The sequence below is a fragment of the Nostocoides vanveenii genome (genome assembly GCF_039531165.1).
GTDB lineage: Bacteria > Actinomycetota > Actinomycetes > Actinomycetales > Dermatophilaceae > Nostocoides_A > Nostocoides_A vanveenii.
The window spans coordinates 1-23,128 of record NZ_BAAAPN010000097.1 but is presented as its reverse complement, the minus strand read 5'-3'; the positions used below and the strand labels follow the sequence as shown (position 1 = coordinate 23,128).

Here is a 23,128-nt window from a genome sequence, read left to right as displayed (position 1 = left end):
GCGGTCATCATCACCCGAAGCCTGCTCCGCCGAGCCTGGACGACCCACCGCTGGGACACCCGACCCACCCGACGACCCTGACCTATCCGCGCGATCTCTAAGTCACGTGCTGGAGTTGACGACGCAGTTTGGGGAGAATCCCGGCCAGGATTCGGCTGATCTGAACCTGGCTCGTGCCGATGTGGTCCGCGATGCGCGCTTGCGGAAGATCCTCCACGAAGCGCAGCCGGAGGATCTCCTGCTCACGAGTGCTCAGGCCCGCCACCGCTGCGCGCAGCGCCTCATGCCGCTCCCAAGACCGGACCGGGTCATCGCCGCCACCGGTCGAGTCGCCGCCCCCCATGTCGATGTTGATGGCGTAATAGGCGCCGTGCAGGAGTCGTGCGGCCGCGAGATCCGCCAACGGGACGCCGATCGCCTGGGCTACTTCTTCCTCGGTGACGTTCCGGCCGAGCCGTTGCTGCAGGGTCGCCTCGGTCGGTGCGATCTGGGCCTGCAACTCCTGCAAGGCCCGAGGCGGCCGAACGCTCCACGCGTGATCCCGGAAGTGACGTTTGATCGCGCCCGACATGGTGGCGACGGCATACGCCCCGAAGCGGGCCTGGCTGTTGCCGGGGAAGCGATGCACGGCGCCGACCAGGGCCAGGCGGGCGACCTGTTCCAGGTCGTCGGCGTCGACGCCGCGTCCGCGGAAGCGACGGGCGGTTCCGTCGGCGAGGGGCAGAGCAGCCACCACGGCAAGCTGTCGCAGGTGGCGTTGCCGAGCCGGGCCGTGCTCCGCGAGCGCGTTCCGGACAAGGGTGTCCAGATGATCGGAGTCCATGGCAGGGTGGTCCTTCGGCACCGGAGTGTCGAGCGGCCGGACTCTGTTGGACCGTTTCGGCGTGCGTGAAGATCTCATCACTCGCAGACCGACGATGCAAATGGTGTGAGGAGTCATGACGTGAACCCGACCAAGCCGACCATCCCTCCGGAGGCAATCGCCCACTTCGCTGCTCTGGCGGAGCGGGTGTATGCCGCGGACTCGCTCGATGCAAGCCTCGAACAGATCTGCGCGATCGCCCTGGACCTGATTCCCGGAGCCGACCGGGCGAGCATCAGCGTGCTCGTCGCGCGGGGCGAGCACATGAGGACGATCGCGGCGACCGACGACCGGGCCCGGTTGGTCGACGAACTTCAGAACTCGGTCGGTGAGGGTCCATGCCTCGATGCGCTGACCGAGGAAGGCTTTCAGATGGACGCGGACATCAGCGCCTACTCGCAGTGGCCGCGGCTGCGCGAACGGGTCCTGACCGACACGCCGGTGCGGGGGATGATCGGCTACCGCTTGCGGCCGAGTCCGGGGGGCCGGGCCGCCCTGAACATCTTCAGTGACCGACCGGGAGCACTCGATGACGAGGCCGCCGCGGCGGGCACGATCCTTGCGGCCTTCGCCGGTGTCACCTTGCGCGCCCAGCTCGAGCAGGAGAGCGCAGCCAATCTGCGGGCTGGTCTGGAGAGCAACAGGGAGATCGGCAAGGCCATCGGCTTGTTGATGGCGACCAGCAACCTCGACGAGGCCGCCGCCTTCGACATTCTCAAGCGGGCATCCACCCGCACCAACACCCGGTTGGCCGCCGTCGCTGCCCAAGTCGTCGCCGCACATCGACCCGGCGGCCAGGGGTCCGGCGAGCCGGAATTCGATGGTGGGACACGCGGGCGAAGCTGATAGCCGGACGGCCCGGTCCTGGCTACTCTTGGGACCGATGATGCGCATGAGACGACCCCACCGCGCAGTGGCGCGCGGCCTTGCGGCCGGAGCCCTGCTCGCGAGCACGCTCGCCGGGGCAACCTTGTCTGCCGGCAGCGCGGCCGCCGACTTGAACGACGACAAGGCCAGCGTCCAAAAGAAGCTGGCCGCGGCCAAAGACGATCTCGACGACACGTCCAAGGAGCTCCGCTCGGCGTATGCCGCGCTGGCCGACACCCAGTCGAAGGTCCCGGCCGCGCAGAACGCTGTGGCCGCGGCGCAGGCGGCGCAGGCCGAGGCGGAAGCCGCGAACCAGCAGGCCCTCGCCGACCTCGCGGTCGCCAAGGCCGACGAGCAACGCGCGATCAGCCAGCTCGCGGACACCCGCAGCGACCTCGCGGACACCCGCTCGACGGTGGCCGGCTTCGCATCCCAGCTCTATCAGGAGCAGGGCACGGGCACCTTGTCGGTGGCTCTGGAGGCCGCCGATCCCCAGCAGTTAGCCGACCGGATGGCCATGGCCGACACCGTCATGGACATCCAGAATGGCGCCCTGACCAGGTTGTCCACGCAGTCGGCGAGCCTGACCGCGACCTCCGATCACCTGGCCGCCCTGCGCGCCCGGACCCAGCAGGCGCAGCGGCGCACTGAGCAGGCACAGGCGGCGGCGACGGCGGCCACCCAGGCGGCTGCTGCGGCTAAGGCCGAGCTGGACAGCCTGGTTTCTCAGCAGGCCGCGCTGACCTCCAGCTTGGAGACCCAGCGGTCGGCGGAGAAGAACCGGATCGCCGACCTCAACGCTGAGTCGGACAAGATCACCAAGAAGCTCGCCGCGATCGCGGCCGAAGAGGAACGCAAGCGCAAGGCCGCCGCGGCTGCGGCCGCGGCGGGCGCCGCCGAGCACAACAACAACGGCGGGGGGAGTGCCAACCCGACAACGAACCCCCCACCGACGTCCAGCGGCGGATTCCTGTCCGCACCGTCCTCGGGCTGGATCTCCTCGGAGTTCGGGATGCGCTACCACCCGATCCTGCACTACTGGCGGCTCCACGCCGGTCGCGACTATGCGGCGGCGTGCGGCACCCCGATCTATGCAGCGGCACCGGGCACCGTCGTCAGCTCCGGCTGGGGCGGCGGCTACGGCAACCAGGTGATCATCTCGCACGGCATCCAGCGTGGCGTCGGCTTGGCGACGACTTATAACCACATGAGCCGGATCGTGGCCGGCTACGGTTCGATAGCCCGCGGTGCACTGGTGGGGTATGTGGGGACGACCGGCTTGTCGACCGGCTGCCATCTACACTTCGAGACCCGCGAGAACGGCGTCCCGGTCGACCCACGCAAGTGGCTCTGACGCGATTTCCGCGCGAGGTTGTCGGATCGGCCAGGTAGCGTGAGCGCCGACGGTCGCACCCTGCGGCCGCCCGGATGACGAGGATAGTGGCACGGTGGTCAAGGAAGCGGGACGCAAGGTCATCGCGAGCAATCGCAAGGCGCGCCACGACTACTTCATCGAGGACACCGTCGAGGCGGGCATTGCGCTGATGGGCACCGAAGTGAAGTCGCTGCGAATGGGCCGGGCCTCGCTCGTCGACGGCTATGCAACCTTCTACGGTGGCGAACTGTGGCTCGAGGGCGTGCACATCCCCGAGTACGTCCAGGGCACCTGGACCAATCACACACCGCGACGCCGCCGCAAGCTGCTGCTACATCGAGATCAGTTAACCAAGCTCGACGCCGCCACCCGAGCCAGCGGGCGGACCATCGTGCCGCTCTCCCTGTATTTCAAGGACGGTCGCGCGAAGGTCGAGATCGGCATCGCCACGGGCAAGAAGGCCTACGACAAGCGGCATGCGCTGCGCGAGCGACAGGACCAGCGCGAGATGGACCGCGCCCTGCACAGCCGGGGCCGGTGACCTCCGTGCGTCGCGGGGCCACGAGCCTGATTGTCGCCCTGGTGCTTGCGCTCGGGGTGTTCGTCCCCGCGTGGGCGGCCCCGGCGGGTCTCGACCGCGGCTTCGTGGCGGTGGGCACGGGGGAGCGCAACACGGCATACGACAATGCGATGGTCCTGAACAAGGACGGTTCGGTGCGCATCACCGAGACCATCACCCACGCCTTCCCCGACGGGGAGGCCAAGCACGGCATCACCCGCGACATCCGCGTCCGCGCGGGTTATCAAAATCGCGAGGACGTCTATCGGTATTACGAACTGAGTGATCTGGAGGTCTCCTCGCCCTCCGGCGCACCGGCGGACGTCCAGGAGAGCGACTATGGCGCGTATCTGCACCTGCGGATCGGCAGCCCGGACGAGACGGTCAGTGGCTCGCAGACCTACGTCATCGCCTACACCCTCGCCAAGGTCGTCAATGCCATCGACAGCGATCGTGCGGAGTTTGTCCAGGACGTCGTCGGCGCGGCGAACGAGGAGTGGTACGACTCGGTGACCGCCACAATCGAGGCGCCGGCGACGCCGCTGCAGGCGGCCTGCAACTACGGTCCGGTCGGCTCGAACAGCCTGTGCGAGGCCGCGATCGGATCGCCGACGCGCTTTGCGCACACCGATCTGGAGCCTGGTCAGGCGATGTCCGTCGCGGTGTCCCTGCCGCGTTCGGCCTTCGGGGACCTGACGCCCAATCTGGTGGAGGGGTCGACGGGCAATGAGGGCTCGGGTAGTTCGGACCCCACCGTCTCGCCCGCCGAGTCCCGATTGCTCGGCCAGCTGACCGGTGGCCTGGGCGTCTTCTTGCCGCTCCTCGCGGCGGCCGGGATGAGCATGCTCGTCTGGACGCGTGGCCGCGACGAGCAGTATGCCGGCCTGACGCCAGGGCTCTCGCCCGGGGCCGGTGACGGGGGCACGGTCGTGCGCGGCTCGCGCCCGGGCGCGGTGGCGGTGCAGTTCAACCCGCCGCCCGGGGTGCAGCCGGGCATGGTCGGGACGGTCCTGGACGAGGAGGCCAATACCGTCGATGTGACGGCGACGATCCTCGACCTGGCCGTGCGTGGCTACTTGACGATCACCGAAACCCAGAAGTCCTTCGGGCGTACCGACTGGATGCTGACGCGCACCACGCCGCCGAGCGGGGCGCAGGCGCTGAGCTCTTACGAAGAGGTGCTCCTCGACGGGCTCTTCGCGATGGGCGACCAGGTGCGACTGTCGGAGTTGAAGAACAATTTCGCCTCGACACTGAGCTCGGTCAAGGGCTCGATGTACAACGAGGTGGTGCGGCGCGGGTGGTTCCGGCGCTCGCCGCAGTCGCAGCGCAACACCTGGTCAGGCTTCGGATCCGCGCTGATCCTGCTCGGCGTGATGTCCTTCTTCTTCCTCGCCGGGCGGCTGCCCGCGGGTCGCCCTTTGTCGGCGATCCCGTTGTCTGGCACCACGATTTTGGCGCTCGGGCTGGCGCTGTCCGGGGTCATCGTGCAGTTGCTCGGGCGTCGGATGGCGTCCCGGACGGCCGACGGATCGGCGGTGCTGGCGCAGTCGCTGGGCTTCAAGCAGTATCTCGTCACTGCCGAGGCCGGCCAGATCAAGTGGGAGGAAGCGCAGCAGATCTTCTCGCGCTATCTGCCTTATGCCATCGTCTTCGGTGTCGCCGAGAAGTGGTCGAAAACCTTCGAGGAAGTGGCCGCGGCGGCGGCCGCCGCGGGCGTGGCGATCAACCCGCCGATCTGGTACATCGGGCCCAACTGGGGCACCGGTGGCTTCTTCGACTCGATCACCTCCGGCGTGGACGACTTTGCCACCCAGGCGGCGGGCACGTTCGTGTCCACGGCCGGGTCGTCGGGGACGAGCGTCTTCGACGGCGGCGGTGGCTTCGGTGGGGGAGGCGGCTTCTCCGGCGGTGGCGGCTCCGGCTCCTCCGGCGGCAGCTGGTAGATCGGACCCGAAAGGGGATCGCGACCCGTCAGTAGGGAAGGCAAAGCGTGCGCTACAGCGCACACTTTGCCTCCGCTGCTACCACCTATGGATGATCTGAGGATCAGTGGCCCCAGGCATTCGGGACGAAGCTGAGGTCGGCGTCGGGGGCGACCAGGCTGGACCAGGGAATGGTGTATTCCACGACGCCGGCGGCGCAGGCATACGCGGCGCAGTGGCCGACGGCGACGTGCATCCCGGTGCGGGCGGGATAGAGGGAGACCAGGTCGCGGGTGATGGGGCCGGCCGGCAGCCCTTCGATTGTCGGGGCCCAGTGGTTGAGCTCGCGCTCGAAGTTCCAGTTCGGGCCTCCGAGGCCCTGCATCTCGTCCAGCATGCTGTACTTCGTGACAAGCGCGCCGGTGCCGGTGTTGAGGATGTCGTAGGTCACTGTGTCGACGCCGTGCGCCCCGCCGTAGTAGAGGTACGCGCGGCCCTTGAGCACGACCAGCCCGGGCACGTCCGTCACGACCGAATTGGTGCGGCCGTAGCTGCCCATGGTCGGCAGCCCTGGAACCTTCATTGACTTCCAGTCCGTCTTCCACTGCGCCAGTTGGGCGTTCGCGCTCGCGTTCACGCTCTTGACGAAGCTCGGCACGCCTTTGGCGCTCGCGCAGTTGGCGGCGCCGGCGACGACTTCGCGGGTGATCTTGGCGCCCAAGTAGCTGCCGGACGTCGGGGTGAAGGTGAACATCGCCGGCGTCGCGCACCGCTCGGCGGACGCAGCAACCACTGCCGTAGTGGCCGACGTAAGGGTGACCGCCGGGGCGAGCGCGGCAGCGCCGGGGACGAGTGCGGCGAGGGTGGCAGCGGCGGCGGTCAACAGGTTTGCGGGCATGGCGAAATCCTTTGGGGGAGAGTGTTTTTGATTGCGTCGGCCGCGTTCCGGCCGACTCATTCATTCGACGCCGGGGGTGAAACGTCGGTTGGTAACGGATTGATTTCAGTGATCAGCAGGTGTGCAGCATGCTCGCGAGCGCGTCCCGTTCCCCCGCCGTGACCGACAGCCCGTATGCCGTTTTCACCTCGACCACGGCTCGCGCCACGCGGCAGCGCGCAGCCGGAGCCGGTTGCCAGCTCTCGACGCTGCGGTAGCTCTTGTCGAAGTTTGTTTGGGCCGCAACGGCATACAGCTCGTGGACAGAGGTGTCATTGGCGAACTGGACGCGCTTGGCCGGTGGCCAGGTCCGCGCTCCGGAGACCCAGGCGTCGAAGAGTGAGACCACGTGGTCGATCTGAATCGTGCCCGCTGTGCGCGGATCCTTCATATTCGCGCCGGTCAGCACCGCGCCCGTATAGGCGTCGATCCACGTCCCGCCCAGCACTTCGTGGCAGCCGGTGCTATGGCTCCTGATCACACCGAGGCGGACCCTCCGGGCCTGGCGGCGCAGGGTATCCTGCCGCGCCGAGCACCCGTTGCCGTCCAGATCGGGCCAGGTATCGGGCCCAAATGCCGCCCGGCAGAAGTCGGTGCCGCGCTCCCGAGGTGCCACCGGCAGGGCCGCGAGTGCCCGGATGGATGCAGCGGTGCCGGGCATCGGGCGCATGGTCGCAGCGATCGACCGGTTGGGCAGGGCGGTGTTGACGACGCAGCCAGGCGGTGTCCTGGCCGCGGGCGGAGCGACGACTGTGGACGACCGGGTTCGCGGCGTCGGCTCGGCGTCCGGCCCGGGCCCGCCCGTGCACGCCGACACGGCGATGGCGGCCAGCGATGTCGCCGCGAGCCGGCGGGCGCACGCTTGGTGAGGGGACGGCATACGGGCTCCGGGGCAGGAATGGACTTGGGCACGGCGACGTTCACCGGTCATACTGATGCATCGGTCCGACACCGGACCGGATTGACAAGTCCACAGCGTGATGAGGCAGCCTGCTCCCAGGGGGTGATCGGTTTCGACATTGGCCGGTCTGCCAGGGGAAGCGGGTCGAGGATGCACGGTTATCTCGTGAACGCTCCGTGCAAACCAATAGGTGCCAACTCCAAGCGCACCGACTTCGCCCTCGCCGCCTGAGCGAGCCTCGAAGTCCGTCAGCCTGAGCTAGTTTCCGTCTCAGTGCCTGGCGTCAGCTAGGAAACTTGCCGCGTCGCTCTTGTCGGGGGGCGGCGCGGGACGCTCATCCGACTGGGCCTGTCAGGGAAGGTGTGCGCGCCAGCCCTGGGGCCGAGAAAATCCCTAGCGCACTGCACCCGGAGAAGTCCTGGTTCATCGTCAGTGGACGCGGGTTCGATTCCCGCCACCTCCACCGGTGCCGGCCACGGCCGGACCGCGGGCTGACCTCATCACGCTGCCGGACTCGAATCCCGCACCGCCAGCACCCAATGATCCCCGTCGCGGGTGAAACCCAGCCGCGCGTAATAGGGCGCGAGCATCCCGGGCGGCGTCAGAACCCGCCGAAAACCCTTGCGCGCGAACAGATTGCTCTCGCGATAGACGAACTCGCCGGGGGAGAGATCGCGATAGGGCGGGGTGACATAGTCCAGCTCGACCTGGGCGTCACCGCCGCCGGCGTCGCGAAGGATGACGATGCCCACCGTCTCATTGCCGTGCTGGATCAGGTAGGCCGCCGCGCCCGACGCGACCGAGCCGGTGAACCCGGGATTGAAGCTGGCTATATCGCGCGCCTGACGGCGCAGGAAGTGCGTCAGATAGGTGTCGTCGGAGTCCACCGACAACACCTCGTATGCCGTGCTCCCCGCCCGCCGTTCACGCTGGAGCTTGGCGATATAGAAGACATTGAGGGCGGCCAGGACTGCGTTCATGGCGACCATCGACCAGATGCCCAACCCCCAGTTGAAGATCAGCAGCGCGATCGTCGCGGCCAGGTTGAGCAGGCGCAGCCGAAGGATGCGCGTCTGCATGACCGAGACCACCAGCAGGGCCGAACCGGCCCAGCCGAGGATGTCGAGCCACGGCATACGTCAGGTCCAGGCCCAACGAACCGTAATGATGACCGAGACGCTGTTCTCGCCCATCTCGACCGGGGTGCTGCCGGCATACATCCGTTTGGCGGTGTCCGCCGCCATCACGGCCATGGGCATTGGGCCGGCGCCGGAGGAGACAGCGTCGACCAGCCAGACGACCTGGCCCAGCGAGCGACCGGCCAGGCTGGCGAACTGGCGCGCCTTGCCTTCGGCGTCGGCGAAGGCCCCGCGGCGGGCTTCGGTGAACAAGGGTGCCGGATCGGCGATCTGCAACGAGATGTTGTCGATCGTCAAGGTGTTGCCGATCGCATCGGAGAAGGCCGAGATCAACAGTCCGACCTGGTCACGCTCACGGACCCGCAGGCGCAAAGATTGTTGCGCTACATAGCCATTGACATTGACGCCCTCGCGGTCGTACTGCGGATAGACGCTCGCCGACGTGGTCTGCAGATCGCTCGGGCGCACCCCGCGCTCCTTGGCGAGGCCGATGACCGCCGCCATGCCCTGGTCGGCCGATCCCAGCGCGGCCGCGACCGAGGATCCGGGGGCTCGCACCGACAGGTCCAGCACGACGACATCCGGTGGCGCCGACGCCGTCCCGGTCCCGGTCATTTCCACGAACTCATCCATGTGCGGCACAGTAGTTGTCCGGCACGCCCCGTGCGGCCGACCGGCCCAATTCGATCGAGGACGTCGTGCTCCGCTCCCGCTACCGCCTGCCTCTGCGCGTACTCACCGCGCTCGCCCTGCTCGCGAATGCCGTGGCCGTGTTCATGCCGGGCGGTGACGGGGTGCCGCTGTTCTCGTATGCCGACAAGATGATCCACGTCCTGATCTTCGCGGTGCCGGCCTTCCTCGGGCTGCTGGCGGGCCTGCCGAGGCGGCCCTGGTTGGCCGGCTTGGCCGTCTATGCCCCGGTGACCGAGATCCTCCAGGCCACGCTCATCCCCTCCCGCGACGGCTCCTTCGGCGACCTGACAGCCGACCTGCTGGGTCTGGTGTCGGCCGCCGTCGTGTGGCACGGCATACGGGAGAATGGGACGTATGCGGACGACGGACCTGAGCGGGCAGTTGCTGGTCGCCACGCCCGAGATCGATGAGGGTGTCTTCTTCCGCAGCGTGATCCTGGTGCTGCACCACGACGACGAGGGAGCGCAGGGCATCATTCTCAACCGGCCGCTCGATGCCGAGATCGACGCGATCCTGCCCGGGTGGGGCCGGCTGGCGGCGGGCGCCCCTGTCGTCTACCACGGTGGGCCGGTCCAGTTCGACACGGCCCTGGGGGTCGTCGCCATGCCGGCGCGTTCGGGCGACGGGGAGGGACTGCGCAGGCTCTTCGGCAGCGTCGGGCTCGTCGATCTCGACAGTGACCCATCGGCCGTGTCCGCACTCGTCCATGGCGTGCGCATCTATGCGGGGTATGCCGGGTGGAGTGCCGGGCAACTGGAGTCGGAGATCGAGGGCGGCAGTTGGTTTGTGGTGCCTCGCGAGGCCCAGGACGTCTTCGCGCCGGAGAGCGGCGCGCTCTGGCATGACGTGCTCGCCCGCCAGGCGGGTCCCTTCGCGCTGGTGGCGACCTTCCCCAAGGATCCGTCGCTGAACTGAAGCGTCGCGGCGACCTAGACTTTCGCACCATGAGCGAGACTCCCGGTCTGGACCAGCCCGACGGCCCGCAGACGAGCACCGCGCTGCTCGAGCGCACCGAGGTCGTGCCACAACTGCAGGAGCCGGGCGACCACGAGCGCTTCGCGCACTATGTGCGCAAGGAGAAGATCCTCGAATCCGCGCTGTCGGGTGAGCCCGTCGTCGCCTTGTGCGGCAAGGTCTGGGTCCCCGGCCGCGACCCCAACAAATTCCCGGTATGCCCGGTGTGCAAGGAGATTTACGAGGGCCTGCGGCCGCCGGCCGACGGCGAGGACTGAGCTCGCTGGGCAGGCATTTCGCGCGTTTCTCTTCGCTCTGGCGCCCGATGGGGTTAGGTTCTAACGCGTGACCGGCGCCGCCGTGCCGGCCTCAGGGGAACAACGAAAGGAACCGAGCGTCATGTCTCGACGTCTTGCTCTGGCGCTTCCGAGCGCCGCCCTGCTGGTGGTCGGCCTCGGGGCCCTGCCCGCACAAGCAAAGCCCGCCGGTGCGGTCGACGGCCCGGCCGGGGCCTGCGTCACGCACACCGACGCCGTCGGCCGGCTGGCCGAGGGTGCGCACGGCAAGGACCCGAATAGCGCCTCGCCCACCGAGGTCGCCAATGCCGAGCGGATGTTCGCCCAGGCACTGAAGGATCGCGGCCTGCACCTCGACGCCTCCGGACGCGCCGTCGACGCCGCCGGCCGGGCCCCCGCAGCCGTGGTGAGCGTGCCCGTCTACTTCAACGTGATCACCGCCGGCACCAAGGGCAATATCCCGCAGACGCGCATCACCAAGCAGATTGCGGTCCTCAACGCCGCCTACAAGACCGCCGGTTTCACCTTCAAGCTGGTGGCGACCAAGAAGACCAACAACGCGACCTGGTACAACAACCTCCAGCCGGGCACGGCGGCCGAGCGGGCCATGAAGACCGCGCTGCGCAAGGGCGGCACCGACACCCTCAACATCTACACCGCGAGCCTCGGCGGCAACCTGCTCGGGTGGGCGACCTTCCCCTCCAGCGGGGCCGGCAGCAAGATGGACGGTGTCGTCCTGCTCGACCAGTCCCTGCCGGGCGGCAACATAGCGAACTACAACCTCGGTGACACCGCCACCCACGAGGTCGGTCACTGGATGGGTCTGTGGCACACCTTCCAGGGCGGCTGTAGCGGCCAGGGCGACCAGGTCGCCGACACCCCCGCCGAGGCCTCGCCGGCCTTCGGCTGCCCGACCGGCCGCAACACCTGTTCCTCGCCGGGCAATGACCCGATCAAGAACTTCATGGACTACACCTATGACGCGTGCATGACCATGTTCACGGCAGGCCAGAACGCTCGTATGAAGGCGCAGTGGGCGGCCTTCCGCGGCTGACTCGTGTGCCGCGCTGCGGCATACGCGCGTGACTGCACAATGGGGCGCACCCTTCGCGGGGGCGCCCCATCGGCGTATGCGGGGTGGTCGGCTCGGCCGGTCAGCCTTCGAGCGCGCGCAGCACCAGCGGCCCGGTGCGCAGTTCGAGGTGGGTGACCATGGTGATCGAGGTGTTGGCGCGGATGACGTGCACATCGTCGACCACCGCGTCGATGACCCGACCGAGGTCGGCGTTGTCGCGCGCGACGATCCGGATGAGCAGGTCGCCCGCGCCGGTGATCGAGTGCACCTCGAGCACCTCCGGGATCGCGGCCAGGTGGGCGACGACGGGCCCGTGACCTTGGCGTTGGCGGATCTCCAGGGTGCAGAAGGCCGTCACCGGGAAGCCCAGGGCGTGCGGGCTCAGCGTCGGCGCGAAGGAGCGAATGACGCCGCGCTGCTGTAGGCGCTCCAGGCGCGCCTGGACGGTGCCGCGGGCCACACCAAGGGTGCGGGCGGCACCGAGGACGCCCACGTCGGGGTCGTCGGTGAAGACATCGATCAGCCGCGCATCCAGGGCGTCGATAGGGAAGGGTGCTGGGGGGGCCACGATGGAATCGTCCCACGTTGACCGGTCAAAATGCTTGGTGACTGAGCAAATTGAGTAAAGCTACTCAGGCAGGTTGCGCATGATGTCGTCCATCGGTCACGCTCGGGGGATGAGCGACGCAACAATGGAGTTGACCGAGCAGGAACGCCAGGCGAATCTCGACCTGCAGCAATTGAAGCAGCTCGTCGGCCTCGTCGAATACGACGAGAGCGCCGATCCCTTCCCCGTCACCGGCTGGGACGCCATCGTCTTTGTGGTCGGCAACGCGACCCAGGCGGCGCATTACTTCCAGTCCGCCTGGGGGATGGACCTGATCGCCTACTCGGGGCCGGAGACCGGCAACCGGGACCACAAGGCCTTCGTGCTCAAGTCGGGCTCCATCCGCTTCGTCCTCAAGGGTGCCGTCGACCCCAAGAGCCCGCTGATTGCCCATCACGCCAAGCACGGCGACGGCGTCGTCGACATCGGCCTGGAAGTGCCGGATGTCGACAAGTGCATCGCGCAGGCGCGCCGCGCGGGCGCCACGGTCCTCGCCGAGCCCTACGACGTGTCCGACGAGTTCGGGACCGTCCGGCTGGCGGCGATCGCCACCTATGGCGAGACGCGGCATACGTTGGTTCAGCGGGTGGTCGACGGCGTGCGGTATGCCGGGCCGCACGTCCCGGGGTATGTCGCCCGCAGCTCCGGCTTCGTCAAGCGAGAGGGGGCGCCGAAGCGGCTCTTCCAGGCGCTCGATCACGTCGTCGGCAATGTCGAACTGGGCAGGATGGACCACTGGGTGGCCTTCTACAACAAGGTCATGGGCTTTGTGAACATGGCCGAGTTCGTCGGCGACGACATCGCCACCGACTATTCGGCGCTGATGTCCAAGGTCGTGGCCAACGGCAACCACCGCGTGAAGTTCCCGCTCAACGAGCCGGCGATCGCCAAGAAGCGCAGCCAGATCGATGAGTATCTCGACTTCTACACCGGCCCCGGCGCGCAGCATCTCGCGCTCGCGACCAATGACATCCTTGCGACCGTCGACGCGTTGACCCTCGAAGGCGTCGAGTTCCTGGACACGCCCGACGCCTACTACGAGGACCCAGAGCTGCGCGCGCGGATCGGGAAGGTGCGCGTGCCGATCGAGGAGTTGCAGAAGCGCAAGATCCTCGTCGACCGCGATGAGGACGGCTATCTGCTGCAGATCTTCACCAAGCCCCTCGGCGACCGGCCGACCGTCTTCTTCGAGATCATCGAGCGGCACGGGTCACTGGGCTTCGGCAAAGGCAACTTCAAGGCCCTGTTCGAGTCGATCGAGCGCGAACAGGACAAGCGCGGCAACCTCTGAAACGGCCGCGGGTCGCTCGGAGCGACCTATCGGCGCGGAGTCCCCGCCGGCACCGAGTCGCTCAGACGGCTTGCGCCTTGGTGTCGTCGGGCGGGTCGGCCTCGCCGGAGTCGTCGCGGACGAAGAAGCTGAAGGCGCCGTCGGCCTCCAGGACGATCAGGTCGGCGTCCTCGAGCGAGCGCAGGCCGTGTTCGCGGGCCGCAGCGAACATATTCGCTTCGGAGACGCGTTCGGCGGCCATCGCGCGGAGGTCCGGTCGGCCGTCGCGCAGCAGGATTGTCGGCTTGCCTTCGATCACCGACCCCACCTTCCGGAAGCGCCAACCCAGCCAGGACAGGCCCACCGAGAGCAGGGTGACCAGCCCGAGAGCGACGACGGCGCTCACGGCCGAGTAGTCCTCTTGCAGGATGCCCTGGGTGACGACGCCACCGAGAACGATGATTGTCACCAGGTCGAAGGCATCCATGTTCGCGACCTGGCGTTTGCCGGCGACCCGCATGACGAGCCAGAGCGCGAAGAAGATGACAACGGTCCGGATGATCAGTTCCACGACGCGCCCCTCACGGCCAGAAGATCGTGCGGAAGGTGACGCGGGCGGCCGGTGTGTGGGCGTCGGTGAGGACGGCCACGGCATACGTGTTGTGTGAGTAGCCCTGGTTGGGGCCGGTGCGCGCATCGAGGCTGACCCGCAGCGTGTCGCCGTCCGGGGGGTCGAACTCGTAGATTGTGGTGTCGCCGTCATTGGACTCGGCGGACGGGTTGGGATACCAGTTCTGGAAGTCCAGGCGATCGAGGAAGCCTTGATCGACGGCCACGATCACCGGGTCGTCGCCGAAACCGCCCGGCCGGGTCACGGTGACGACGAGCGGGGTGACGATGCTGGACCGGGTGGCGCGCGGGTAGTCCACGCCGAGCCGGTAGGCCGACCCGGTCGCAGACACGTGGCCGGCGTTCGGTCCGAAGACGCCCAGAGCCGCGCCGAGCACGGGTAGGGCAAAGAGGGTCAGGCCGATCCGTCGCAGATTGCGCGAGCGCTCTGCCACGCTCGCGTCACCGGCGTCGGCGATGGTGGAGTTGGCCACGAGGGGCACAGTACGCGGGCTCGTCGTCGGCCGGGGCCTTGAGGACGGCCGAGGTTCGCGCGGGCCTGGGTTGTCGTACTCAGGTGTGGCGGGCGCCCGGGGCTCTAGCGTCGGCAGCGTGATCGAAGCGACGTCATCCGTGGCGCCGAGGCGGCATCGAGCCGGATGGCGGTGGGTCCTCGCCCTCGCCGTGGGGCTCGGTCTCGGCATCGCGGTGCTCGCTCAGGTCGTGGCGCCGAGCGCCGACCGGCAAGCTCGAGCGGTTGCCGACGAGTGAGCCGGACAGTGGTCGCTGGTCATGCGGCAACGGTCTTCCGCCGCGGGGTCGGGGAACGTCCTTGACGAGCCGGTCACGTTCAACCGGATCACCCACGTTGGTGGCTGCCGGATCCGCGTTCGCGGGTGGGAGGGGACCTTCGCCCAGGATGGGTCCTTCGCCACGATCCACATCGAGCCGGTGGGCACGGGCAGCCGGATCGGCTTCGCCGGGGCGCGAGAGTCCGCGGAGGTGACCGTCTGCGATTCCGACCGGGTTAACTGGTACGGGCATGGCGAGCAGTCGGGGGAGAGTTGCGAGGTCGTGCCGGAACACGTGGCGCTCTGACCGGCTGAGTGCGCGAGGCTCCGCGTCAGGAGCGAGGCGGTGGGCAGGGGTGAGGGGGTTGCTGGGGGCCGGAGGCCTGGTGACCCGACGGACCTCTTTGGGCAGGGGGGTGCTGAGGCGCGGAGCGCGGAGTTCAAGCAGCGACGGCGGCCTAGGCTGTCGCTCGTGCGTCCCGCGGGATTCAACCTGAGCGGCCGGACAGCGCTGATCACCGGCGCCGGCTCGGCATCCGGGATCGGGTTCGCCACCGCCCGGGCGCTCGGTGAGTTGGGCGCGGCACTAGTGCTCGGCGCGACCACCGGCCCGGTGCACGAGCGGGTGGCGCAGTTGCGGGCGGACGGGCACAAGGCATACGGCCTGGTCGGTGATCTGACGATTGCCGGAAGCGCGGAAGCCCTTGTCGCAGAGGGGGTCTTGCGCACGGGCCGGGTGGACATTCTCGTCAACAATGCCGGCATGGTCACGGTGGGTGACGGCGACTATCTCGAGGGCGGGATCGACGAGACCGATCCGCAGCGCTGGCGCGCGTCCCTCGCGCGCAACTTGGACACGGCATACGTGATGTGCCGGGCGGCATTGCCGCACGTGCGAACGTCAGGTGGCGGGCGCATTGTCAATGTCACCAGCGTGACCGGCGCGGCCATGGCGATGCGCGGGGACGTGGCGTATGCCGCGGCGAAGGCAGGGCTGGTCGGCCTGACGCGGGCGCTTGCCGTGGACGAAGCGCCGCACGGCGTGACCGTCAACGCGGTCGCCCCGGGGTGGATCGCGACGGGCTCGCAGACTGCGGCCGAGGTGGAGGAGGGCCGACGGGTGCCCCTCGGGCGCTCAGGCACGCCGGCCGAGGTTGCGTCGGCGATCGCCTGGCTCGCCACATCCGGTGCGGCCTATGTGACCGGACAGGTGCTGCTCGTCGACGGGGGCAATTCGGTGGCGGAGGAGCGTCGACTGGTGCGCTGAGGTGGGCGTCGAAGCGGGGTGGTCCGGGCGGCAGCGTCGATAGCATCCACGCCATGGCCGTCCCGAGTCGGTTGCAGCGGGTACTTGACTACTACGGCGGCGAGTATGGCTACCGAGTGACGGGCACAGGCGCTCCCGGGAGATCGGCCGCCCGACTCAGCACATCGTAGGCAAGGTAGACCCTGCTGGAGGACACCTAACCCCTGCGAGCAGAGGTTAGGGACGGGGCTCGGGGGGCACGGGGGACTCGAAGGACCGGGGGGAGGGGCCGTTCGATTCCGGCGTGCGCCGCAACAGGGTCCCGGCCCTCGGGTCCTCGCACCGTCCCGGCATCGCCACGGCCGTCAACGGGGCCGGGCCCAGGACCTGGCGAACCTCGTCGCCCCGGCCCGGGGCGCTCTCGCTTGCGAGCACCACCTCCGAAATTTTCTCCGCGGCACGGGCACACACTGACCCCAGAGGTGGTCCTCGCCGATTATCGGTTCGGGAGCCGGGCACGCGTCCGTGTCCTTGCAGTTCTGCTTCGGATAGTGCACCACCGGCAGGCCCGGGCCTGGCGCCGCCACCGGGTTGGTCACCGGGCCCGGCAGCGGACGGCTGTCTGGCGGCCAACTCAGCGTAGCAACGGCATACGTCATGCCGCGTGCGGCGGCATCGGCCGCGGCCAGATCAGGCGCTCGACAGGATCGGCCCCCCGCACCCCGACCGGCCACCACTGGCCGCGGACGCGACTGATCGTGACCGCAAAGCGCGTCGTGGCCCAGCTCAGCTGCGGGCACCTCGGGGGCGCCGAAGCGCTCGCGGGTGCGGCGTACGAGGATCCACCCGTCCTTGCCCTGCACCTTCGCCGCGAAGGCCGTGCGCGGATCGATGCCGCGGATCGCACGCACGTCGTGCATCGTCTCCAGCGGGCCGTCGGCGCCGATCCGGATGTCGCTGACCAGATCGGGCTTGACCAGTTCGTCTGTCGCCTCGACATAGTCGTGGCCCAGGAAGACCGGCGCCGGTGCGCACTCATCGAGGCAGTCCCCGCCCTCGCCGGCCACGATGACCGCAAGACCATCGGAGTCGAGCATGATCGGGCTAGTCGGACGGGGAGTTGCCGACGACGTGCACGCGCCCAGGGCCAGGACAGCCGCCACCGCTCCCGCACCGCCTCTGCCCAGCGCGGACCAGATGGACATCCGGCGCCTGCGCACACAGCGATTGTCTCCGGGCCGTGATCCCAGCGAGCAGCGGCCTAGGCAGCCGTGGCTCGATTGTTGGATCCCCTGGATCAGGCCAAGGCCTCGGTGAAGGCCTCGTCGAGGATGTCCAAACCCTCGTGCAGCAGGTCCTCGGCGATCGTCAGCGGCGGCAGAAAGCGGAAGACATTGCCATAGGTGCCGCAGGTCAAGGTGACCAGGCCGCGCGCGTGGCACGCCTTGTTGACCGCGGCAGTGAGCGCCGCGTTCGGGGTCTTGGCGACCTGGTCGGACACCAACTCGATGGCGAGCATGGCGCCCCGGCCGCGAATGTCGCCGATGACGCCGGTCTTGTCGGCGATCTCCTTCAGCCGCGGCAAGATGGTGTCCTCGATCGCCCGGGCCTTGGCGCAAAGCTCGTCCTCCTGCATCGAATCCAGCGCCGCGATCGCCGCCGCGCACGCCACCGGGTTGCCGCCATAAGTGCCACCCAGGCCGCCCGTATGCACCGCGTCCATCAGTTCCGCGCGCCCGGTCACCCCGGCGAGCGGCATCCCGCCCGCGAGCCCTTTGGCGGTGGTGACCAGGTCGGGGACGACACCCTCGTGATCCACGGCGAACCAGTCACCCGTGCGGCACAGACCGGACTGGATCTCGTCGGCGATGAACAGGATCCCGGCGTCGCGGCACCACTGGGCCGCGGCTGTCAGGAAGCCGTCCGGCGGCACGATGAAACCACCCTCGCCCTGGATCGGCTCGATGATCACGGCCGCAACATTGTCCTCGCCCACCTGCGCCTGCACCTGCGCGACGAAGCCGTCGAAGGCCTCCTCGAGACAGTGCTCGGCGCCGGTCGGCCAGCGGTAGGGATAGGCCATCGGCACCCGATAGATCTCGCTCGCGAATGGCCCGAAGCCGTCCTTGTAGGGCATGTTCTTGGCGGTCAGCGCCATCGTCAGGTTGGTCCGGCCGTGGTAGCCATGGTCGAAAGCGACGATCGCCTGCCGCTTGGTGGCTACACGGGCGATCTTGATGGCGTTCTCGACGGCCTCGGCGCCGGAGTTGAAGAGCGCGGAGCGCTTCTCGTGCTCACCCGGGGTGAGCGCGGCGAGGCGTTCGCAGACGTCGAGGTACTCCTCATACGGGGTCACCATGAAGCAGGTGTGCGTGAAGTCGGCGATCTGCCGCTGCACCGCGTCGATAACGCGCTGATTGCCATTGCCGACACTGGTGACGGCGATGCCGGAGCCGAAGTCGATCAATTGGTTGCCGTCGATATCGCGCAGGATGCCGTCCTGGGCGGCTTCGATGTAGACCGGCAGGCCGGTCCCGACGCCGGCCGAGACCGTGGCGAGCTTGCGCTGTTGCATCGCCTGGCTCTTGGGGCCGGGGATGGAGGTGGCCAGGATGCGCTTCTGCTCGATCATGAGGCGAGCATAGGCCTCGGGGTCGTTCGGGCATACGTGCGAGAATCCGTCGGTGAGCACCCCCACCGCGGCCGGCTGGTACGACGACCCGGAACACCCCGACCAACTACGCTATTTCGACGGGATCGTGTGGACCCGGCATACGACCCCACGCGCGACGCGCCCGGCGACGACCGCACCCGTTGTCCCACCCGCCACGCCGCCCACGGCGACGCCGACGAACGACCCGTATGGCTGGCGGGGCGGCTCCACGCCCACCCCACCGACCGGCGCAGGCCAGCCGCCGAACCAGTGGGGTGCCCCGCAGCCCGGTGCGCAATGGGGGACGTATGCTGCGCGGCCGGCCGGCCCCACCACTCCCGACGGGGTGCCGCTCGCTGGGTGGTGGCAACGGGTCGGGGCCTACATCATCGACGCGCTGATCAGCGGCATTTTGTCGGGGATCTTCGGCGGGTATTTCCTGCTCAAAGCGCTCCAGCCGTGGATCGATTCGTTCACCGAGGCGATCCGGACCAATGACACGGCCGGGCTCGACAAGGTATCTGCAGACCTGGCGAGCTATATGACCGGGGGCAACTTCCTGGCGTTTGTGGCGATCACGATGGTCATCGGGCTGGCCTACCACGTCGGTTTCCTGACGAAGAAGGGCGCGACCCCGGGCAAGATGGCGCTCGGGATCAGCGTCCGCGAGCGCGAGCGGCCCGGGCCGCTGCCGGTGCTCGTGGCGATGCGGCGTTATGCGTTGATCCTCGCGCTCAACGTCTTCAGCCTGGTGCCGGGAGCGATCGGGTTCCTGCTGTCGTTGGTCGGCATCGCCGACTATCTGTGGCCGCTGTGGGACCCGCGCAAGCAAGCCCTACACGACAAGATCGCGGGCACCAATGTGGTGCGCGGCAAGGCGGCCCCGCGCCCCTGACCCACTCTCACGGTGATGAGGTCAGGGCGGGGCGGATGGTGCCGGTGCAGGCGCCGAAGCCGATCACCGAGCCGCCGGGGCCCGGGGCGGTCGCCGTCAGCGTGATCGTGTCGCCGTCCTGAAGGAAGCTGCGGGTGGAGCCGTCACCCAGGGTGACTGGTTCGGCGCCATTCCAGCTCAGCTCCAGGAAGCTTCCCCGGGTTTCCTTGGCCGGGCCCGAGATCGTGCCCGAGCCGAAGAGATCCCCTGGCCGCGTACTCGCGCCGTTGACGCTGAGGTGGGCGAGCATCTGCGCGGGCGACCAGTACATCTGCGCAAAGGGCGGTGTCGAGACCAGGGTGTCATTCCAGGTCACGGCACAAGAGATGTCGAGCCCGGTGGCCGCGTCGCCGCGCAGATACGGCAGCGGCGCCGGGTCCTGCGCCGGCAGCGGGACATGGGCGGCGCTCAGCGCGGCCATCGGCACCACCCAGGCCGAGATCGACGTCGCGAAGCTCTTGCCCAGGAAGGGGCCGAGCGGGGCATATTCCCAGGCCTGGATGTCACGGGCACTCCAGTCGTTGAGCAGAACGACGCCGAAGATGTGCTCCCACGCCCGGTCGAGCGCGATGGGCTCACCGATCGCCGACGAGCCGCCGACGACGAAGCCGAGTTCGCACTCGATGTCGAGCCGGACGCTTGGGCCGAAGACCGGCTCCGGGTCGTTCGGCCCCTTGCGCTGGCCGCACGGCCGAACGACATCGGTGCCCGACACGACGACCGTCCCAGAACGTCCGTGATAGCCGATCGGCAGGTGCTTCCAGTTCGGCGTCAGCGCGGGTTGCCCGGGCCGGAACAGCTCGCCGACATTGGTCGCGTGATGTTCGCTGGCATAAAAGTCGACATAGTCGGCGACCTCGAGCGGCAGCAGCAAGTCCAGCCCGTCGAGTGGATGCAGGTGCGGCGCAACGCAATCGGCATACGTCTGATCGCGCAGCGTGTCCTGAAGCCAGGTGCGGGCGGCGGCCCACGAAGCGGGTCCCTCGGCGAGGAAGGCGTTGAGCGAGGGCCGGTCCCAGACCGCCCCCGACTCCATGCCGGCGTGCTCGGCGCACCGAGCGAGGTCGAGTGCGTGGTCGGCGATTCGCGCCACGACGCGCGCGCCGTCGGGGAAGTCCGCCACGGCATACGGGAGATTGGCGAGGCCGAAAGGCTCGTCGGCGGGCAGTTCGTGCCACCAGTCCAAGTCAGGAAACTCCTTCCAGCACACCGAGTTCGGTGAGTTCGTGGATCGGCTCGAGCACATCGCAGCAACCGTATGCCGAGAATGCCGCCCGCAGCCGCGTCACCTGGGCGGCGGTGAGTGTGGCGAGCCGGTCGACCAGGGGGCCTGGTTCGCGGCGGGCCAAGGTCGCGGTCAACTCGGCCAGGGGGCGCCCGGCGCGCGCGTCGGCGACGACGGTCAGGATGTTGAGCACACCGTGGTGCTCACCGTCCGAGAGCGTCGAACGCACCGCATGGTGCAACCCGCCGGTCAGCTTCAGCGGGACGTCCATGGCGATGGCGGACTGGATGACGCGGGCGAGTTCGCGCTCCGGTGGCCAGTCCCACAGCGGGGTGCGGCCGGTGCGGAATTTCGCGATGATGCGCGAGTTGCCCGGCTCGCCCTCGGCGATCGCGGTCGCGAGATCGGTCAGGGCCAGCGACTGTTCGGTGCCCCGCGGCAACTCCAGAACGATTGCGGGAGAATCGATCTGGAGCTCTCGCCAGTTCTCGAACCAACCCAGCTCGACGCCGCGAAGTTCGAGCCGGTCGTCGCGCGCGGCCGTGCGGACCGCGGTGCCCAGCTCGACCAGGTCGGCGTCCGGTCGGGCCGTGATGGCGACATCGAGTGGGCCGGGATCGGCGTCCTCGGGCTCGACCGCGCCGCCGGGTGGTGCGGGCGTCAGGTCGGCGAGGCCCGCCAGGTCCGCGGCCGCAGCGACCGACGCGGGCGGGAGGAGGAGCGGGCCGACCAGATCGGCATACGGGCTGCGCCGCAGGCGACGGTGACCGGCGACCGCCGCATCGAGCGGGCTGTTGCCCGGTGGGAAGACGGCGGCGTCGTCGAAGAGGTCGCCGAAGAGGGCTCGCGGCAGCACTGGCACCCGGCCAACATATCCCGAGCGTGCCGTCGGAATACCAATCGCCTCCGATGGCCGGCGCGGGCAGGCGCGTCCTGGGCCGCAGACCACTCGATCGGTATTCCGAAGGCCCGTTCAAACTCGGCCGCGCGTCGGGGTGCGCTCGACCCGGTCGTCCGGCTCCGCTGGCATCACCATCTCGCCGCGCACGCCAAGGAGCCGGACTTCGCGGCCCGGCTCCATGCCGGCCACGAGGGCGAGGACGGCGTCGAGCACCGGGGCTTTGTCGGTGGTCGGGGCGCGCAGCTTCTTGGAGCGGTTGACCGTGAAGAAGGGGGCGTAGCGCACCTTTAGGCCGACCCGGGTGACCGGCCGGCCTTCCTTGGCGCAGTCGGCGAGCACTTGATCGACGAGGACCTCGATCGCGACGCGAATCTCCTCGGGCGTCGCGAGGTTGACCTGATACGTCGTCTCGCGCGAGTGACTGCGCGCCACCCAGGGCGTGTCGTCGACGACGGCGGAGCCGTCGCCGCGACCGAGCGCGGCATACCAGGTGCCCATCCGCGGTCCGAACTCCGTGATCAGCGCGTCCACATCGGCACTCGCCAACTCGGCCACCGTCCGTATGCCGTGCGCTCCCAACCGCGCGGAGACCCGCGTCCCGACGCCCCAGAGTTCGATGACCGGACGGTGACCCATGATGGTCATCCAGTTCTCGCGCGTGAGCTGGAAGGTGCCCTGGGGCTTGCCGAAATCGGTGGCATTCTTGGCGCGAATCCGGTTGTCGCCCAGTCCGATCGAGCAGTGCAGGCGAGTGGCGGTGAGGACGGTGGCCTGGATCTCCCTGGCGACGGACTCGGGGTCGTCGGTCTCCGGGATCGCGATGAAGCCCTCGTCCCAGCCCAGCGGTTCGACGACCAAGCCCATGCCCCGGACGGCGGCGAAGACCTCCCACGAGGCCGCGTCATACGCCGGGCGGTCCACGGGCAGGATGATCGCGTCAGGACATTTGCGCGCGGCCAGGCGCAACGGCATACCGGAATGGGCGCCGCAGGCGCGAGCCTCGTAGCTGGCGGTCGAGACGACCGCACGTTTGCTCGGATCACCCCGCCCGCCGACAATGACCGGCTTGCCGGCGAGTTCCGGCCGCCGCAGGATCTCGACAGCCGCGATGAACTGATCGAGGTCGAGGTGGAAGACCCAGGCCGGCATGTCCTCATCATCGCGGCTTGCGGGGGCTGCGTCCGGTGCCTGGCCTCGGTCTTTCACCCCCGTGAAAGAGCTGGGCAGACCAGCGGCACACCCCTGCCCACCCCCAGCACGACCCCCACACCCCACCCCACGCCCCGAACCCAAAAGCCAATCCACGGAT

The 23,128-nt window shown here is 68.7% G+C and carries 27 protein-coding genes and 1 other RNA gene; 15 read left to right on the top strand and 13 right to left on the bottom strand.

Annotation, left to right across the window (positions count from 1 at the left end; all coding sequences use genetic code 11):
* Positions 1 to 97: 97 nt before the first annotated feature.
* The gene (locus ABD209_RS16500; RefSeq protein ID WP_344068219.1) at positions 98 to 823 is read right to left on the bottom strand and encodes a sigma-70 family RNA polymerase sigma factor; all 726 of its coding nucleotides are present in this window, start codon (positions 821 to 823) and stop codon (positions 98 to 100) included.
* A gap of 120 nt (positions 824 to 943) precedes the next feature.
* Between ABD209_RS16500 and ABD209_RS16495 the strand changes: the two genes are divergently transcribed.
* The 4 genes from ABD209_RS16495 to ABD209_RS16480 all read left to right on the top strand — a co-directional run bounded on the left by ABD209_RS16495 (position 944) and on the right by ABD209_RS16480 (position 5,609).
* The gene (locus ABD209_RS16495) at positions 944 to 1,708 is read left to right on the top strand and encodes an ANTAR domain-containing protein (RefSeq protein WP_344068216.1); all 765 of its coding nucleotides are present in this window, start codon (positions 944 to 946) and stop codon (positions 1,706 to 1,708) included.
* A gap of 46 nt (positions 1,709 to 1,754) precedes the next feature.
* On the top strand, positions 1,755 to 3,083 hold the full coding sequence (locus ABD209_RS16490; protein WP_344068213.1) for a peptidoglycan DD-metalloendopeptidase family protein: 1,329 nt from the start codon (positions 1,755 to 1,757) through the stop codon (positions 3,081 to 3,083).
* Between the two features lie 94 nt (positions 3,084 to 3,177).
* Positions 3,178 to 3,645: an SsrA-binding protein SmpB gene (gene smpB / locus ABD209_RS16485; RefSeq protein ID WP_324385857.1), complete on the top strand. Its 468-nt coding sequence runs from the start codon at positions 3,178 to 3,180 to the stop codon at positions 3,643 to 3,645.
* Entirely contained in the window at positions 3,642 to 5,609 is a 1,968-nt protein-coding gene (locus ABD209_RS16480; RefSeq protein WP_344068210.1) for a DUF2207 domain-containing protein, read from the top strand. Before smpB ends, ABD209_RS16480 begins: the two co-directional genes overlap by 4 nt.
* 103 nt (positions 5,610 to 5,712) lie before the next feature.
* Here ABD209_RS16480 and ABD209_RS16475 read toward each other — a convergent pair whose 3' ends face one another.
* Both ABD209_RS16475 and ABD209_RS16470 read right to left on the bottom strand, forming a co-directional pair.
* Positions 5,713 to 6,486 carry a hypothetical protein gene (locus ABD209_RS16475; protein ID WP_344068207.1) on the bottom strand — a complete coding sequence of 258 codons (774 nt, stop codon included), beginning with the start codon at positions 6,484 to 6,486 and terminating at the stop codon, positions 5,713 to 5,715.
* Positions 6,487 to 6,598: 112 nt separating this feature from the next.
* Positions 6,599 to 7,186 carry a hypothetical protein gene (locus ABD209_RS16470; RefSeq protein ID WP_344068204.1) on the bottom strand — a complete coding sequence of 196 codons (588 nt, stop codon included), beginning with the start codon at positions 7,184 to 7,186 and terminating at the stop codon, positions 6,599 to 6,601.
* Between ABD209_RS16470 and ABD209_RS16465 the strand changes: the two genes are divergently transcribed.
* Together ABD209_RS16465 and ssrA are read left to right on the top strand one after the other, a co-directional pair.
* Entirely contained in the window at positions 7,176 to 7,394 is a 219-nt protein-coding gene (locus ABD209_RS16465) for a hypothetical protein (protein WP_344068201.1), read from the top strand. The genes ABD209_RS16470 and ABD209_RS16465 overlap by 11 nt on opposite strands.
* 130 nt (positions 7,395 to 7,524) lie before the next feature.
* Positions 7,525 to 7,892: a transfer-messenger RNA gene (ssrA, locus tag ABD209_RS16460) on the top strand.
* A 34-nt stretch (positions 7,893 to 7,926) separates the two neighbouring features.
* On the opposite strand, the gene ABD209_RS16455 is transcribed toward ssrA, so the two are convergent.
* The gene (locus tag ABD209_RS16455; protein ID WP_344068198.1) at positions 7,927 to 8,562 is read right to left on the bottom strand and encodes a hypothetical protein; all 636 of its coding nucleotides are present in this window, start codon (positions 8,560 to 8,562) and stop codon (positions 7,927 to 7,929) included.
* Between the two features lie 3 nt (positions 8,563 to 8,565).
* The gene (locus ABD209_RS16450) at positions 8,566 to 9,198 is read right to left on the bottom strand and encodes an SIMPL domain-containing protein (RefSeq protein WP_344068195.1); all 633 of its coding nucleotides are present in this window, start codon (positions 9,196 to 9,198) and stop codon (positions 8,566 to 8,568) included.
* Between the two features lie 14 nt (positions 9,199 to 9,212).
* Between ABD209_RS16450 and ABD209_RS16445 the strand changes: the two genes are divergently transcribed.
* From ABD209_RS16445 to ABD209_RS16430, 4 genes are all read left to right on the top strand, one after another.
* On the top strand, positions 9,213 to 9,668 hold the full coding sequence (locus ABD209_RS16445; protein WP_344068192.1) for a VanZ family protein: 456 nt from the start codon (positions 9,213 to 9,215) through the stop codon (positions 9,666 to 9,668).
* Positions 9,613 to 10,173, top strand: coding sequence for a YqgE/AlgH family protein (locus ABD209_RS16440; RefSeq protein WP_344068188.1), 561 nt, complete (start codon positions 9,613 to 9,615; stop codon positions 10,171 to 10,173). The genes ABD209_RS16445 and ABD209_RS16440 overlap by 56 nt, the downstream gene beginning before the upstream one ends.
* Positions 10,174 to 10,202: 29 nt before the next feature.
* Positions 10,203 to 10,490, top strand: coding sequence for a DUF3039 domain-containing protein (locus tag ABD209_RS16435; protein ID WP_324385865.1), 288 nt, complete (start codon positions 10,203 to 10,205; stop codon positions 10,488 to 10,490).
* Between the two features lie 121 nt (positions 10,491 to 10,611).
* Positions 10,612 to 11,562 (top strand): zinc metalloprotease, encoded by a 951-nt coding sequence (locus ABD209_RS16430; protein ID WP_344068185.1) that lies wholly within the window; start codon positions 10,612 to 10,614, stop codon positions 11,560 to 11,562.
* Between the two features lie 100 nt (positions 11,563 to 11,662).
* Here ABD209_RS16430 and ABD209_RS16425 read toward each other — a convergent pair whose 3' ends face one another.
* The gene (locus tag ABD209_RS16425; protein ID WP_344068183.1) at positions 11,663 to 12,151 is read right to left on the bottom strand and encodes an Lrp/AsnC family transcriptional regulator; all 489 of its coding nucleotides are present in this window, start codon (positions 12,149 to 12,151) and stop codon (positions 11,663 to 11,665) included.
* Between the two features lie 109 nt (positions 12,152 to 12,260).
* Here ABD209_RS16425 and hppD point away from each other — a divergent pair, with 109 nt between their 5' ends.
* Positions 12,261 to 13,481 carry a 4-hydroxyphenylpyruvate dioxygenase gene (gene hppD, locus ABD209_RS16420; RefSeq protein ID WP_344068181.1) on the top strand — a complete coding sequence of 407 codons (1,221 nt, stop codon included), beginning with the start codon at positions 12,261 to 12,263 and terminating at the stop codon, positions 13,479 to 13,481.
* A 61-nt stretch (positions 13,482 to 13,542) separates the two neighbouring features.
* Here the strand turns inward: hppD and ABD209_RS16415 are convergent, their stop codons facing one another.
* Together ABD209_RS16415 and ABD209_RS16410 are read right to left on the bottom strand one after the other, a co-directional pair.
* Entirely contained in the window at positions 13,543 to 14,031 is a 489-nt protein-coding gene (locus tag ABD209_RS16415) for a DUF421 domain-containing protein (protein WP_324385869.1), read from the bottom strand.
* A 10-nt stretch (positions 14,032 to 14,041) separates the two neighbouring features.
* Positions 14,042 to 14,563 (bottom strand): hypothetical protein, encoded by a 522-nt coding sequence (locus ABD209_RS16410; RefSeq protein ID WP_344068179.1) that lies wholly within the window; start codon positions 14,561 to 14,563, stop codon positions 14,042 to 14,044.
* Positions 14,564 to 14,681: 118 nt separating this feature from the next.
* On the opposite strand from ABD209_RS16410, the gene ABD209_RS16405 reads away from it, so the two are divergent.
* From ABD209_RS16405 to ABD209_RS16395, 3 genes are all read left to right on the top strand, one after another.
* On the top strand, positions 14,682 to 14,840 hold the full coding sequence (locus ABD209_RS16405) for a hypothetical protein (RefSeq protein WP_344068176.1): 159 nt from the start codon (positions 14,682 to 14,684) through the stop codon (positions 14,838 to 14,840).
* A 21-nt stretch (positions 14,841 to 14,861) separates the two neighbouring features.
* On the top strand, positions 14,862 to 15,167 hold the full coding sequence (locus ABD209_RS16400) for a hypothetical protein (protein ID WP_344068173.1): 306 nt from the start codon (positions 14,862 to 14,864) through the stop codon (positions 15,165 to 15,167).
* Between the two features lie 165 nt (positions 15,168 to 15,332).
* Positions 15,333 to 16,127 carry an SDR family NAD(P)-dependent oxidoreductase gene (locus tag ABD209_RS16395; protein ID WP_344068170.1) on the top strand — a complete coding sequence of 265 codons (795 nt, stop codon included), beginning with the start codon at positions 15,333 to 15,335 and terminating at the stop codon, positions 16,125 to 16,127.
* A gap of 344 nt (positions 16,128 to 16,471) precedes the next feature.
* Here ABD209_RS16395 and ABD209_RS16390 read toward each other — a convergent pair whose 3' ends face one another.
* Positions 16,472 to 17,326, bottom strand: a complete 855-nt coding sequence (locus ABD209_RS16390) for a hypothetical protein (RefSeq protein WP_344068168.1) — start codon at positions 17,324 to 17,326, stop codon at positions 16,472 to 16,474.
* 77 nt (positions 17,327 to 17,403) lie between these two features.
* The gene (gabT, locus tag ABD209_RS16385) at positions 17,404 to 18,738 is read right to left on the bottom strand and encodes a 4-aminobutyrate--2-oxoglutarate transaminase (protein ID WP_344068165.1); all 1,335 of its coding nucleotides are present in this window, start codon (positions 18,736 to 18,738) and stop codon (positions 17,404 to 17,406) included.
* 52 nt (positions 18,739 to 18,790) lie between these two features.
* Between gabT and ABD209_RS16380 the strand changes: the two genes are divergently transcribed.
* Entirely contained in the window at positions 18,791 to 19,654 is an 864-nt protein-coding gene (locus tag ABD209_RS16380) for an RDD family protein (RefSeq protein ID WP_344068162.1), read from the top strand.
* 7 nt (positions 19,655 to 19,661) lie between these two features.
* On the opposite strand, the gene fahA is transcribed toward ABD209_RS16380, so the two are convergent.
* From fahA to ABD209_RS16365, 3 genes are all read right to left on the bottom strand, one after another.
* Positions 19,662 to 20,879, bottom strand: a complete 1,218-nt coding sequence (gene fahA / locus ABD209_RS16375) for a fumarylacetoacetase (protein WP_344068159.1) — start codon at positions 20,877 to 20,879, stop codon at positions 19,662 to 19,664.
* A gap of 1 nt (position 20,880) precedes the next feature.
* Entirely contained in the window at positions 20,881 to 21,780 is a 900-nt protein-coding gene (locus ABD209_RS16370) for a hypothetical protein (protein ID WP_344068156.1), read from the bottom strand.
* A 111-nt stretch (positions 21,781 to 21,891) separates the two neighbouring features.
* Positions 21,892 to 22,968, bottom strand: a complete 1,077-nt coding sequence (locus tag ABD209_RS16365; protein WP_344068153.1) for a DNA polymerase IV — start codon at positions 22,966 to 22,968, stop codon at positions 21,892 to 21,894.
* Positions 22,969 to 23,128: the final 160 nt, after the last annotated feature.

Coding starts and splice junctions, on each gene's coding strand:
- ABD209_RS16500 (WP_344068219.1), bottom strand. CDS start 823: ATGGACTCCGATCATCTGGACACCCTTGTCCGGAACGCGCTCGCGGAG.
- ABD209_RS16490 (WP_344068213.1), top strand. CDS start 1,755: ATGAGACGACCCCACCGCGCAGTGGCGCGCGGCCTTGCGGCCGGAGCC.
- ABD209_RS16475 (WP_344068207.1), bottom strand. CDS start 6,486: ATGCCCGCAAACCTGTTGACCGCCGCCGCTGCCACCCTCGCCGCACTC.
- ABD209_RS16470 (WP_344068204.1), bottom strand. CDS start 7,186: ATGCCCGGCACCGCTGCATCCATCCGGGCACTCGCGGCCCTGCCGGTG.
- ABD209_RS16455 (WP_344068198.1), bottom strand. CDS start 8,562: ATGCCGTGGCTCGACATCCTCGGCTGGGCCGGTTCGGCCCTGCTGGTG.
- ABD209_RS16450 (WP_344068195.1), bottom strand. CDS start 9,198: ATGGATGAGTTCGTGGAAATGACCGGGACCGGGACGGCGTCGGCGCCA.
- ABD209_RS16440 (WP_344068188.1), top strand. CDS start 9,613: ATGCGGACGACGGACCTGAGCGGGCAGTTGCTGGTCGCCACGCCCGAG.
- ABD209_RS16435 (WP_324385865.1), top strand. CDS start 10,203: ATGAGCGAGACTCCCGGTCTGGACCAGCCCGACGGCCCGCAGACGAGC.
- ABD209_RS16430 (WP_344068185.1), top strand. CDS start 10,612: ATGTCTCGACGTCTTGCTCTGGCGCTTCCGAGCGCCGCCCTGCTGGTG.
- hppD (WP_344068181.1), top strand. CDS start 12,261: ATGAGCGACGCAACAATGGAGTTGACCGAGCAGGAACGCCAGGCGAAT.
- ABD209_RS16400 (WP_344068173.1), top strand. CDS start 14,862: ATGCGGCAACGGTCTTCCGCCGCGGGGTCGGGGAACGTCCTTGACGAG.
- gabT (WP_344068165.1), bottom strand. CDS start 18,738: ATGATCGAGCAGAAGCGCATCCTGGCCACCTCCATCCCCGGCCCCAAG.
- ABD209_RS16365 (WP_344068153.1), bottom strand. CDS start 22,968: ATGCCGGCCTGGGTCTTCCACCTCGACCTCGATCAGTTCATCGCGGCT.